Origin of the sequence: Algoriphagus sp. 4150, assembly GCF_031457395.1 — a bacterium.
Taxonomy (GTDB): domain Bacteria; phylum Bacteroidota; class Bacteroidia; order Cytophagales; family Cyclobacteriaceae; genus Algoriphagus.
Genome location: NZ_JAVDWS010000021.1, coordinates 30,009 through 43,164 on the forward strand (window position 1 = coordinate 30,009; position 13,156 = coordinate 43,164).

The 13,156-nt window shown below is 42.2% G+C and carries 11 protein-coding genes; 6 read left to right on the plus strand and 5 right to left on the minus strand.

Features of this window, described 5'->3' with window-relative positions; all coding sequences use genetic code 11:
• Positions 1-179 precede the first annotated feature (179 nt).
• The gene (locus tag J2X69_RS20405; protein ID WP_310107522.1) at positions 180-617 is read right to left on the minus strand and encodes a BT0820 family HAD-type phosphatase; all 438 of its coding nucleotides are present in this window, start codon (positions 615-617) and stop codon (positions 180-182) included.
• 40 nt (positions 618-657) lie between these two features.
• A complete protein-coding gene (locus J2X69_RS20410; protein ID WP_310107524.1) occupies positions 658-1,140 on the minus strand; it encodes a tetratricopeptide repeat protein in 483 nt (160 codons plus the stop codon).
• Positions 1,141-1,628: 488 nt separating this feature from the next.
• On the opposite strand from J2X69_RS20410, the gene rmuC reads away from it, so the two are divergent.
• The 4 genes from rmuC to J2X69_RS20430 all read left to right on the plus strand — a co-directional run bounded on the left by rmuC (position 1,629) and on the right by J2X69_RS20430 (position 6,464).
• Positions 1,629-2,873, plus strand: a complete 1,245-nt coding sequence (rmuC, locus tag J2X69_RS20415; RefSeq protein ID WP_310107527.1) for a DNA recombination protein RmuC — start codon at positions 1,629-1,631, stop codon at positions 2,871-2,873.
• A 164-nt stretch (positions 2,874-3,037) separates the two neighbouring features.
• Positions 3,038-4,384, plus strand: coding sequence for a Trk system potassium transporter TrkA (trkA, locus tag J2X69_RS20420; protein ID WP_310107529.1), 1,347 nt, complete (start codon positions 3,038-3,040; stop codon positions 4,382-4,384).
• Positions 4,385-4,387: 3 nt separating this feature from the next.
• Positions 4,388-5,836: a potassium transporter TrkG gene (locus J2X69_RS20425; RefSeq protein ID WP_310107531.1), complete on the plus strand. Its 1,449-nt coding sequence runs from the start codon at positions 4,388-4,390 to the stop codon at positions 5,834-5,836.
• Between the two features lie 115 nt (positions 5,837-5,951).
• Positions 5,952-6,464, plus strand: a complete 513-nt coding sequence (locus J2X69_RS20430) for a hypothetical protein (protein ID WP_310107533.1) — start codon at positions 5,952-5,954, stop codon at positions 6,462-6,464.
• An 86-nt stretch (positions 6,465-6,550) separates the two neighbouring features.
• Here the strand turns inward: J2X69_RS20430 and J2X69_RS20435 are convergent, their stop codons facing one another.
• Entirely contained in the window at positions 6,551-7,150 is a 600-nt protein-coding gene (locus J2X69_RS20435; protein WP_310107535.1) for a hypothetical protein, read from the minus strand.
• Positions 7,151-7,160: 10 nt separating this feature from the next.
• Complete coding sequence (locus J2X69_RS20440; RefSeq protein WP_310107537.1) at positions 7,161-9,467, minus strand: TonB-dependent receptor; 2,307 nt, start codon at positions 9,465-9,467, stop codon at positions 7,161-7,163.
• 426 nt (positions 9,468-9,893) lie between these two features.
• Between J2X69_RS20440 and J2X69_RS20445 the strand changes: the two genes are divergently transcribed.
• A complete protein-coding gene (locus J2X69_RS20445; protein WP_310107539.1) occupies positions 9,894-11,270 on the plus strand; it encodes an exonuclease domain-containing protein in 1,377 nt (458 codons plus the stop codon).
• Here J2X69_RS20445 and J2X69_RS20450 read toward each other — a convergent pair.
• On the minus strand, positions 11,265-12,164 hold the full coding sequence (locus J2X69_RS20450; RefSeq protein WP_310107541.1) for a neutral zinc metallopeptidase: 900 nt from the start codon (positions 12,162-12,164) through the stop codon (positions 11,265-11,267). The two genes, J2X69_RS20445 and J2X69_RS20450, sit on opposite strands and share 6 nt — an antisense overlap.
• A gap of 186 nt (positions 12,165-12,350) precedes the next feature.
• On the opposite strand from J2X69_RS20450, the gene J2X69_RS20455 reads away from it, so the two are divergent.
• Positions 12,351-13,124, plus strand: coding sequence for a DUF1080 domain-containing protein (locus J2X69_RS20455; protein ID WP_310107543.1), 774 nt, complete (start codon positions 12,351-12,353; stop codon positions 13,122-13,124).
• Positions 13,125-13,156: the final 32 nt, after the last annotated feature.

Genomic DNA, 13,156 nt, shown 5'->3' on the forward strand with positions numbered 1-13,156 from the left:
AAGATTCAAGAGTCATCTTTTATATCAAGCGAAGAATGGAGCTAATTCTTTCTGCTTTTTACTCAGCGCAAACTATATAAAGAAACTCAAAAAAGCCGATTTTAGGATTTGGATCAAACAAATTTGGGCGCTATTGGCGAACAATTACCTTTTTCCTGCAAGTAATAAGAGAACTTGGATTAATACAATTTACTCCAAAACGTTTTTTTACTCCTCCTTCTGATGTTCTGATGAGCCTCAGGATTTTGAAGTTGGTGGGCGTAGTCTTTCCCATCTGCATGTAGTATCTGCCAAATAGTGTCCCAACCTAAGAAGCCACCTACATTACGGTCATCTATAAAAATATCGGCATTGATCTTTCTACTGAAATCACCATCCAAAGTTTCTCCCCAATAGTTCTCATTTATCGCGTAAAATGACACACCGTTTTTCTTACAGAAGGCAACAGCTTTTTCAAGCAATGTGCCTCTCCTGTAAGTCCACAGAATTAGACGATGCCCTTTTTGCTGAAGAGCCTTTAGAGTAGCAAAGGCAAATAGCATTTCCTTACCTATTTCGGGGTAAGCATGTTCCACGATAGTTCCATCAAAATCCACTGCTATTATTTTACCATCCATTTTTACCATTTTAATCGATTTAGTTGAGCACGTTTTCGTTTTATTTAGGTGATTTTAGAGCTCTATTGATATTGATTGACTGGTTCTCTGCCAATTGTTCCTTTATGTTTCTAAGCAGTTTTTCTTGTTCCTTTTCTCCGATTTTTTCACCCTTGAAGTTGAAGAGGGTGATACTTGCCCGTTTAAGCTCATGATGAAGTTCATTCATATTGATATGCGCTTGTGTGGATAGGTGAAGGAGATAATGCACGGCCCGCTTGAGCATAATTTCTGCTGCGTCATATTGTCCAAGTTTTTGATAGGTATTGGAAAGATTGTTGCAGGAAATTATGAATACCTGCATAAAAGGGATATCCAGCTGTTGGCAATTTTCTTGATGATCGTTCAAAACCTCAGCTCTATATAAGGCCTCTTTGTAACCTGATAGGGCTTTTTCAAAATCTTCCTTATTGAAGCAATCATTGGCAGTAAGGGTCAATGCTTTCCAGTGGTTTTCAATGTGGCTCATACAAGTGTCACTCATTTTATTTCAAATTTTTGTGCATCAGGTCTTGTTCACGGATACTTTCTTCCAATAATTTCTTCTCTTTTTCCAGTGATCGAATGGTATAACCCATATTTTAATGATGTGTCTTGAATTTTCTAAATCGTCTTGGTCGAGCCTGCTAAGCGTAGGTTTGGTGTGCGTTTTTTGTGTCCTCAATCCTGCCATGCCTTGATTCCATTGAGCTATCCTGATTTTTTTCTTTCGTAAAAATAGTAAGTTAGACTAATCTAACAAAAATATTAGCAATATCTTTCAATTAAAAATCCTGATATTTTATGAGTTGTTTTTACAGACAGGCTAAGATCACCTGGGGCATTATCCATTTCCATCGGCACAAAAGGAGGCGTCCAGTATACATGAACTGTCGATGGAAGAATTACCGACGGAATCTGTCGCTAAATATTTCTCATGCGTAGGCGTGGAAGAACAAAAGGCCTACTTTCACACACCTATAGTGATTACCTATGCCGACTGATTATATTTTAATTCTGATTGTTTTTTTACAGGTGACTTTTTTGGTTCTGTTTTTTCTTGGAAAAGGGAAGGATCAGGAAAAAGCTTTTCTTCAAAATGAGCTTGCCAGGATGAGTAGAGAGTTGGAATTAGCGTTGGCCCAGTCCAGAAAGGAAGCCAATGAAAACCTGACCAATCAGTTTCAGTTGGTTTTCAATAGTATCCGTGCCAATTCCAAAGATCAAAACGAAGCATTAAAATCCTTTGGAGAGGTCTTTAGGCAAAATGTTCAGGATTTCAATACCCTACAGCGGGAGAAGTTCTCCGAACTGAACCGCCGGCAGGAGGACTTGATGAAAACCACCGAGTTGAGATTGGAGAAGATCAGGGAAACAGTGGATGAGAAGCTTCAAAAAACACTGGAAACCCGCCTTGGTCAATCCTTTGAGATGGTAAGCAACCAACTTCAGGCAGTACAAAAAGGACTCGGTGAAATGCAAAATCTGGCCAACGGAGTAGGGGATTTGAAGCGGGTGCTGACCAATGTGAAAAGCCGTGGGGTGCTCGGTGAATATCAGTTGCAGGCAATTTTGGAGAATTTGCTTTCTCCGGACCAATACGTATTGAATGCGGCGGTGGGGAAAGGAAATCGTGAACGGGTAGAGTTTGCAGTGAAGATGCCCGGTCAAAATGAGCCTGTTTTGCTTCCTATAGATTCTAAATTCCCCCAGGAGTCTTTCTTGAGATTGGTAGATGCATATGAAACAGCATCAAAGCCGGAGATAGAAATGTATAGAAATGAGCTTTATAAAGCGGTGAAAAAAGCCGCGCAGGATATTCAGAACAAATACATTCATCCTCCTTACACGACTGATTTTGCCATACTTTTTGTCCCTGTAGAAAGCCTCTATGCGGAAATTCTCCGTGAGCCCGGGCTTTCACAGCAAATCCAACAAGACTATAAAGTGCTCGTCACGGGACCTACGACACTCTCCGCGATATTAAACAGTCTTCAGATGGGGTTCAGGACGCTGGCTATTCAGAAGAGGAGTTCCGAGGTTTGGCAGATTTTGGGAGCGATCAAGACCGAGTTCGGGAAGTTTGGCGAATTGATAGAAAAGACCCAAAAGAAGCTTACGGAGGCAAATTCAGAGTTGGACAAATTGGTGGGAGCGAGGACCAGGGTGATCCAGCGGAAGCTAAAGGACATACAGGAACTCCCGGAAGCGGAGAGTAATAAGCTGCTCGAAGAATGAGAAAAAGGAAGTAGCTGCGGTCGAAAAAACACACCTAAAAATGAATTTTTAGATTTTAGCTTTGTTACTTTGACCTATAAGTCAGAAAAGAAATAGCTTAATGACTGATTACCATTTAGAAAGCTATTATTTTTGCCATTTCAAAAATCACGGGAAATACCTCTATGGGGATGAATATTGTGATTGCAGGCGCAGGAGATATGGGTTACCACCTCGCAGAGCAATTAAGTTACGATAATAAGGACATCACGCTGATAGATACGGACAGGGAAGTTCTGGACTATGTAGCTTCCAAACTAGACGTGTTGACTGTCCAGGGAGATGCTACTTCTTTTGAGATTCTCAAGCGGGCCAATGTGAATAGAGCGAGTATGGTCTTGGCTGTCACTACTTCCGAGAAAACCAATATTGTCACGGCAGTTTTGGCGAAGCAACTCGGAGCAAAGCGGGTGATGGCAAGGGTGAGAAACCACTCTTACATGGATCCTGAGAATCTCTCCTATTTTCAGAATTTAGGTATAGATAATTTAATCTCACCTACTATGCTTTGCAGTAAGCATATTTTTAATATGATTGAGAACTCAAGTTTTACGGAGGTTTTTGATTTTGAGGGAGGAAAGCTAAATATCGTAGGAATCACTTTGGATCAAAGTAACCCTTTGGTCAATCAGCGGATCATGGATACCAAGTCCAATCCTATTTTTGAGGATATTAGGATTATTGCGATTCTAAGGGATCAAAAAACGCTAATACCACGGGGAGGTACGATTATCCGTAACAATGATCATGTTTTTTTTATATCGAATAAGAAAAATACCCAGACGATTATGGAGGTACTGGGGCAGGTAAAACACACGATCAAGAATGTAATGATTATCGGTGGGGATGATATGGCATTGACTACTGCGCTTCGACTGGAAGATCACTTCCGCGTCACACTGATCAATAAAGATAAGGAGCGCTGTAAATGGCTGGCCGAAAATCTCAAAAACTCACTGGTGATCAATGGGGATTACAAGAATGTAGAACTTCTAATTGAGGAAGGATTAGAGCAAATGGATGCGTTTCTTGCCTTGACGGAATCTTCCGAAACCAATATTATTGCGAGTTTGACAGCCAAAAACCACGGGGTTTACAAGACCATTGCACATGTGGATACGCGGGAATACATTCATATTTCCCACAGTATCGGAGTAGATTCATTGATCAATAAAAAGCTGGTAGCAGCAAATGAGATTTCAAGGTTTCTGAAAAAAGGAACTGTAGAGGCGGTTTCGGGTATTTACGGGGTGGATGCTGAGTTTATCCAATATTCAGTGTGTAAGAATAACCGATTAATCAAAAAACCATTGAGAGAACTTCATTTTCCCGATTCTGCTATTGTAGCAGGTGTGATCCGGGGAGAAAAAGTTTTTATTCCGGACGGAGATTTTCAGCTGGATCTGAATGATAAAGCAATTGTTTTGGCTTTGCCGGAGGCAAAAACGGCACTCGAAAAACTGTTTCACTAAGGCATGATTCATTTCAAAGAAATCGGGAAGATCATGGGAGCACTCTTGGTGCTAATATCTCTCATGATGCTTCCTGGGGCTGTTTTTTCTATTTATTTCGAGGAAGATCCTTGGCCGATATTTAGTTCGGCATTGATTACTATGGTTTTTGGGATGACATTGTTTTTCTCCTTTTCCAAGCAAGATCAAAATATCCGCAAGAGAGAAGGGTATTTGATTGTGGCTTTGAGCTGGATTTTTATGGCAGGTTTTGGAATGCTTCCTTACGTGCTCAGCAATCAGATTGATGGATTTGCAAACGCTCTTTTCGAGACTATGTCCGGCCTTACCACTACCGGGGCTTCTATATTGACCGATATAGAAGCGATGCCAAAAGGCTTGCTTTTTTGGAGAAGTATGACTCAATGGATTGGGGGATTGGGAATAATTGTCTTGACAGTAGCGATTTTCCCATTACTTGGAATCGGTGGAATTGAGTTGTTTGTAGCAGAATCTCCCGGACCAACTTCAGATAAGGTACATCCAAGAATTTCTGAAACAGCCAAGCGGCTTTGGTACGTTTATGTGGGACTTACCGGCTTGGCCGCACTACTGTATTGGGCTGGAGGAATGACGTTTTTTGATGCAATAAACCATGCACTTACCACCCTGGCTTCAGGAGGGTTTTCCACCAAAAATGACAGTATGGCTTTTTACGATTCTGCGTTTATTCAATATGTAGCAATTGTGTTTATGTTTTTGGCAGGCACCAACTTTACGGTGATCTATTTCGGTCTGATGGGTAAGTTCAAGCGGGTTTTTAGAAGTGATGAATTCAAGACATATGGAATGACGCTGTTGGCACTCTCGATCGTGCTGTATTACCCGATCTTTGCACATGGAGGTGTAAGTCATGAATTAGCTTTTAGGAAGTCATTATTTCAGGTGGTTTCAATTGTCACAACGACAGGTTATGTTACGGATGACTATACCCAGTATGGTCAGGGAATTATTTTTATCTGCTTTATGATGTTGTTTTTGGGTGGGTGTGCAGGATCTACGTCCGGAGGGATCAAGTTTGTAAGGCACCTTACATTTATAAAGAATTCATGGTTGGAATTCAAACGTCTGGTTCATCCTAGAGCAATCGTTCCTTTAATGATCAATGGCGATAGGGTTACCGGTAGGATCATCACTCATATCATGAATTTCTTGTTGATTTATTTATTGACGTTTGTGTTGGGAGCCTTGGCACTTTCGCTGATGGGCTATGATTTGGTGACTTCTCTAGGGGCAGTTGCTACTTCACTGGGGAATGTTGGCCCGGGAATAGGCATGGTGGGACCATTGGATAATTTTGCGTTTTTCTCTCCTGCAGCCAAAATATTCCTAGTAGTTATTATGCTGTTGGGACGTTTGGAACTATTTACGCTGTTGATTTTATTTACCCCCTTCTTTTGGAGGGCAAATTGACCTGATAGCTGATTGGCAGCTGGACCTTTGGGATTTCTTTCAAACTGATAACTTCTAAGAATTGCGAACAGAATTGAATATCTTTCCGTTGAGCATTGAAAGCCTTATTATTATTATGAAAAAAATATTTTTATTATTCTTTTTACTAGTAAGTATTTGGTCTTGTAGTGAATCTGACCCTGATAGTTACACGGGTCAGAAGTTAGAATATCAGCTCTACAAGGCCAGCGAGTATGACTACACAGGGACACTTACTGTCAGAGAATTGACCGATGGTAACCTGGAGTTGACATTACAGTTGCAAGGTGAGAGAAGCACTTCTTCCACTACATTCCCGGCTCACTTGCATTATGGGAATTACTCCGAGCCGGAAGCTCCCATGGCTGCTATGCTGACTCCCGTCAGCGGATCAAATCTTCAAAGCAAAACAGTACTTGGAGCTTTGATGAATGGAGATAAGCTGAGTTTTGAGGATTTCCAAAGCTTTGACGGACATGTAAAAGTCCATTTGGCCAATGAGGGGCCCGATTACAGAGTGATTTTGGTAGCGGGAGATATAGGCTCAAACCTAGATGAAGCATTGGGATTCGATGCTTCTCAGATGACTGTTTGTTCACCGGATTTCTAAGTTTACCGGAACTTGTATAAAATCAAAGAGTGCCGCACATACGGCACTCTTTGGATAAAATAGAAACATCGGGGTTGAAGCTTTCCTTATTCCAGAATAAGCGGGAATGAAATGTCCAGATCAGATTCACCACCTGCTTGTGCATAGCCTTCAAAATTCGGATTATCTGCACCTGGATAGTCTTTGTCCAAGTCATGACGAAGCAGGATTCGCATAGTGGCATTGTTTGTAGCAGGAGTTGAGGCTACGGTTACTATTCCTTTCAGTCCCAATAAGACTCCTCCCTCATCATCGTATGCGTAAGACAGTACCGGGGAGCCTACAAAGGCTGTTCCCAGAAAATAGAACTGATGCTCATCCGATTCTTCCAGTATCTCTTCCGTGATGTCTTCATCGGCTATAGAATTGTAAACTTCAATGGACATTTGATAAGTTTTTCCCTTCGTCAATGTCACCGTTTCTATAGTGGGAGCTGAACCGACTTCTATGCCTTGCGGATCAGAAGCTGTGAAATCAAAGGAGTCGCCTACTGCATTTCCATTTTCGTCAATTTCCTGAAAAGTAAGTGTGACGTCGGTAATTAGTTCTCCGTCATTTTCCGGAACGGGGTCATCACTGCTACAACTTGAGAAATTCAATGAGACTAGTGCGAGTGCGATAAGGTAAAGTTTGTTTGTGGTTTTCATAAGCTGAAGATTAAAATTCATAATTGATTTTTAGAAGTATATTTCTTCCCATATCATAGGTGAAGTATCGGAAGCGGTTCATGTAATCTTTGTATTCGGTATTGAGTAGGTTGTGCACCTGAAGCCCAAGGTTTAGCTTGTTATCTCCTATATTCAATTGTTTTTGGTAAGAGATATTGAAAAGGGCATAAGCAGGAGGGGAGGGAGCAATGTCCAAATCAGGTTCCCTTTTTTGCTTGGCTACCAGAAGATTACTCAAGGTTAATTTATTCGTACGGGTATCAGTGTCTTTGGAGAAATCATAAGAAATACCCCAATCCATTCTATTGCTTGGAATAAATGGGAAATAGCTGTCGTTATCCGTGTTTTTTGCCTGTACGATGGAGCCTTTCAGATAGCCGCTGATTTTGTTGGTAAACTCATAACTTCCCGCGAAGTCAACCCCGTAGAAAAATGCGCTTGCCTGCAAGTATTCGTATACATTGAATGTGCCTCTCAGGCTCACATAGGTTTCCCCTGTGGGATTGAGATAAATGTAGTCACGGATGGGATTGAGGTACGCTGTAAGCTCCAAATGGGTTCTTTTGCCATCATACTGCAGCTCGTTGATCCACTTGAGTGATTTTTCCGATTTCAGATCAGCATTTCCGATTTCCACTGCCGCTGCCCCGTGATGCAAACCTTCACTGAATAGTTCGTTTACATTCGGTGGTCTCCAAGCAGAGCCCAGATTGGTATTGAAAGTGAAATTTGGGCTGATATGGTAGAGGCCTCCAAGGAAGGCCGAGAAATTTTGATAATCCAATTCGGAAGTTCTCAACTCTTCGCTGATGTATCTGGCAGTGCTGACATTCCTGAAGTCGTACCGTATTCCGGCTTCTACTTCCAATGGCCCTTTAGAGTATTTTTCCATCGCATACAAGCCGGTGTTTACCATATCATAGTTGGGGATCAATGGCGTCACCCCGGTGCCGGGTACATTCGTATTGGCTTGCTGGATGAAGTTGATTCCCCATGTCCCACTTAATTCATTCTTGTGCGTGTGGTCCACATAGAGGTCAATGGTATTGGTGTATAACTCCAGGTCTAAGCTGGCCTTATCGTTCAGGCTTCCACGTCTCTTGTCAAATTCCTGTCTGTGATTGAGTTGAAAACCATATTGAAAGTTCAATTTCCAGCTTCCTGAGATATGGTAGTGGGATTTCAACTTGGCCAGATGGTGGGTTACTTTTTGTTTTGGATTGACGATATCATAATTGAATTCCCCGTCTGCGAAAGGTCGGCCGTTTGCAATGATATTTTCTAAATCTGAAAGGTTGCCTGTATGCGAATCATTTAATATTCCCAATTCCGTACTGAAAAGACTGTAGTAAGCCTCCAAGCCAAGTTTGGAACTGCTATAACCAATGGAGCTGCTAAGATTAAGCTCACTTACCCCTGTATTCTCTTGAAAATACCCGGGAGACTTCACATTTCCGGATCGTTTGGCTGAGCCTTGCACGCGATACCCCAAGCCTTTGATTCTTTCTGAGCCACCCACGTGTACTACATTGATATTGCCCATTCTTCCATTTGTTCCACCGATTAGGTTAAGGCTGGTTGTGCCCATTTTTTTTGTTGGGAGAGGAGCAGGGTTTACCAGAATTACTCCACCCATAGCTTCTGGGCCATACCTTACTGTTTCAGCACCTTTCACCACCGTGATTTCATCTGCCAGAAAAGGATCGATTTCAGGAGCATGCTCAGCTCCCCATTGCTGGCCTTCCAGTCGGATGCCATTGTTCATAATCATAATCCGGTTACTGTGCATTCCGTGAATCACGGGTTTTGCTATACTGTTTCCTGTAGAAAAAGTGGATACACCGGATATTCGTTTTAGACTTTCTCCAAGGTTTTCCCCTCTGGATTCCAGTAAATTTTCTCCATAAAGAGCCGATACGGCTGTTGTGGTCTGCACTGCATCTCGGTGACCATGGATTTCCACTCCACCCAGCTCCAATGCCTCATCTTCCAGCCGATACGTTTTGCTGAATGTGCCTGATTCTAATTTTACAGTATCTCTTACATCCTTATGTCCTAAGTATTGTATCGTAAGCGTATAAGTCCCACGGCAAAGGTTCTTTATGGTGAAATTCCCATTTTGATCACTTACAGCTCCTTCTCCAGCCTCAATAACCCATACATAAGCAGCATCTATAGGTTCATTGTTTTCCAAATGGATGATTTTTCCACGTATCGAAAGATTACAATCCTGAGCTTGAGACTTAAACCCAAGCAATAGAATCAATGTTACCGGTATTCCAAATTTCAAATTCACAACGCAAAAATAGTGGGAGTTGGATTTATAAACTATAGTGGATGAAACTAAGTTGCATTAATGGTTTAAAAGGTAGAAAATCAGAGGGAATGAGCGTTTGTAAATGTTTTATCGGTATAGGCAAAAAAATACAATGCTTCGGGCATCTACCGATGCAATAACGGTCATGTCAAAATTTGAATATGATTAGCCGCAATGATGCCAGTAGCCATATTTTCTTTGATTTACTGGATGGAAGACAGGAGACCGAAGACGGAAGAGGCCTTCCGCTAGTGTTTTCCGAATAGTATGACACCTTATCTTCCGTGACTGCTAGAAAAGCGGATATGCATGAAACTGAATTGCCGAAAGCAAGAAATACCCACAAAACATGTCATTCTGTGACATCTAGCCTAAACTGAAAATTCAAATTCATACTTTTACTCCATGGAATTTGCCATAGTAGATATTGAGACCACAGGCGGAGCGCCCAAGTATGGTGGTATTACAGAGATTGCCGTTTTGATTCATGATGGAGAGTCGATTGTAAGGGAATATCAAACGCTTCTTAATCCTGAACAGGCAATCCCAACATACATCACCGGGCTGACAGGAATTGATAATTTCATGGTAAGGCATAAACCTACTTTTTCGGATATTCAGGAAGATCTGTGGGAGTTGCTCGATGGCAGGGTGTTCGTGGCTCACAACGTCAGTTTTGATTATGGTTTCCTTCGTGAGGCATTTTTGAAAGTAGGAAAGGAGCTCAAAACACCTAAACTATGCACTGTTCGTCTGAGCAGAAAGGTATATCCGGGCATGGGCTCCTATAGTCTTGGACGGCTTTGCGAAAGTCAAAAAATACAGATTGAAGCTAGGCACAGGGCGATGGGCGATGCTAAAGCCACTGCTATATTATTTGATCGAATGATCAAATCTGATTATCAGATTATCAACCAATCGCTTAAGAAAAATACCGGTGAAGCCTTTTTACCCCCTAATTTCCCCCATTCCAAATTCAGGGAAATCCCGACAGCATGCGGTGTTTACTACATGCTTGACGAGCGCAGTAAAGTGATCTATGTGGGAAAGGCTATAAATATCAGAGAAAGGTTTAAGAACCACTTTTCCGGAGAGTTGCTTCCAAATCTTAAGCAAAAGCTTAAGACCGAAGTTTTTGATTTGAAATGGGAACTTACAGGAAGTGAATTTATGGCACTGTTGTTTGAGACGTTGGAAATCAAAAGATTATGGCCAAAGTATAATTCTGCGTTGAAGCGTCCTAAGCGTCTGCTTGGCTTGTTCCATTATGAAGATAATTCAGGCTATGGAAGATTTCAGGTAGCTAAGATTACCAAGTTTTTCAAACCGGTTGAATCCTTTTTTTCCATGGAGGAGGCGAATTCATTTTTGAAAACGGGTATTGAGACGTACGGCTTGTGCCCCAAACTGTGTGGGCTTAGAAAAGTGAACTGTGATCCTGAAGAAGACCTAAGTTGCAATGGAGCTTGCAGCTCCACTGAGCCGCCAAAGGAATATAATAAGCGTGTGACGGAGTTTATGGAAAAGATCAGGGAGAGCCAAAAGGAAATCTTGATCAAGCTGGATGGAAGAAACCCGAATGAAACCGCCTATTGTATGTTTGAAAGCGGTATGCTGAGCAGGTTTTCCTATCTGGAAAATGACCGGGTTTCCGACGATATTCCGTCCCAGCTGAATCCTGTAGCGCAGGTACCGGAGACTTATTACCTTTTACGGCAATTTATTCATCAGATAAGCGCAGAGCAGATTATGGTCTTGGAGTCTAGCAAATCCAATCTATAAATTGGCAGTATTGAATGTGTCGCCCTGATTAATATCCCCGGTTTCAAAACCCTTTTTGAACCAGTTCATTCGCTGGGCCGAGGTGCCGTGAGTGAAAGAATCTGGAGTGACGCGACCGGTAGCTTGCTTTTGTAGACGATCGTCTCCAATAGCATTTGCAGCATTCAATGCTTCTTCCAAATCTCCTTTTTCCATCCACCCGAGAGATTTTTGGCTGTGGTGAGCCCAGACTCCTGCCAGAAAATCTGCCTGCAGTTCTAACCTTACCGAAAATTGATTGTATTCTTTTTCACTCACTTGTCCCCGTAATTTGTTCATTTGATCAGTGATCCCCATGATTTTCTGGATATGATGGCCTACCTCATGCGCTATGACATAAGCTTGGGCGAAGTCCCCCGGAGCATTTAATTTCACTTCCATGTCCTTGAAAAAGCTCAGATCTATGTACAGTTTTTCATCCCCGGGACAATAGAAAGGGCCTGTGGCGCTGGAGGCAAGTCCGCAGGCAGATGACACCTGTCCGCTGAACAGAACCAACGTAGGCTCTCTATAATTTTCCAAAAGCCTATTCCATACATCTTCTGTATCTGCCAGGATGGTTTCGCTGAAGGCTGCCAGCCGATCTTCGGCTGCAGATGGTGTGTAATTTGACTCAGTGGTAAAGCCTTGACCACCACCATCCATGAAATTCCCCAAAAAGGTAAGCGGATTAGTGCCTGTGATCACCGAGATGGCAATGACTATACCAACGATGATCAGTCCGGTTTTGGAAAATAATATCTTGAGCAAGGGTCCAATAAGCATAGGATTAAATCCTCCTCCGCTCATTCCGCCACCGCTCTTGCCCCGTCTATCCTCTACATTGGAGCTTCGTCTTCTTCCTTCCCATTTCATGTCTGTATAATTTGTTTTTTAGCGGTCACTACCTGTCTCGCATATTTGATAATCCACTGGTTGACACTTTCCGTTATGCTCGATTTCATGGCATAAAAAGTTTGATTTTGTCTAAAATTAACCAAATTCAACAATTGAACATTGTCTTAAATTTATTTCAAAAAAAATAACCTAATCGCAAAATTTATGAACACCGGAATTATTCGAAAACTTTCGCTCAGCTTGGCTCTTGGCTTGGCATTTACTGTTTTGCATGCCCAAACAGGAGTGGGGGCAAAGCCTGAGAAGGGAGCTAAACTGTATCTGGATGGCTCAAAGAAATCCTTAGAGAAAAATTGGGTGTATTGGGAAGGACCGAGATTTGCAGCGGAAATGCCTATCAAATGGCCTGAGGTAACAGATCCTGTCGATGGGGGAAAGGCAATCAGCAGTAATGATCCGGCGGCAGCGGGAGGTTTGTATGGTGCGGCAGATGTTGTCACCAAAGACAAGTTCAGGGATTTTCGGGCCCATGTTGAGTTTTTTATAAAAGATGAAGGAGGCAACTCCGGTGTTTACTTGCAAAACAGATATGAGATCCAGATCCTGGACGGAGATTACGGTGATCATGGTATGGCTGCACTGATCAATGAACATATCCCTACTTCCAAAGAATACTATGGCCTGGGTAAGTGGAATGCTTATGATATTGAGTTTAAAGCGGCACGTTTTGAAAATGGCCAGCTGGTAGCCAAGCCTAGAGCAACAGTCTATCTGAATGGTGTGAAAATCCATGAGGACAAGGAGATACAACAGGTATGGGGTGGTCCAAACTCTGGCTTAGATGGTGGAAATGACGGAGGAAAAGGAATTACAGATACTCCCGGCGGATTAAAGTTGCAGGCTGAAGGACACGATGTGTTTTACAGAAATATCTGGATCAAAAAGCTTGATTTGGATGGGAAGTCAACGGATTTCTAAACCATAAGAGGCTGTCTCAAAACTCATAATTG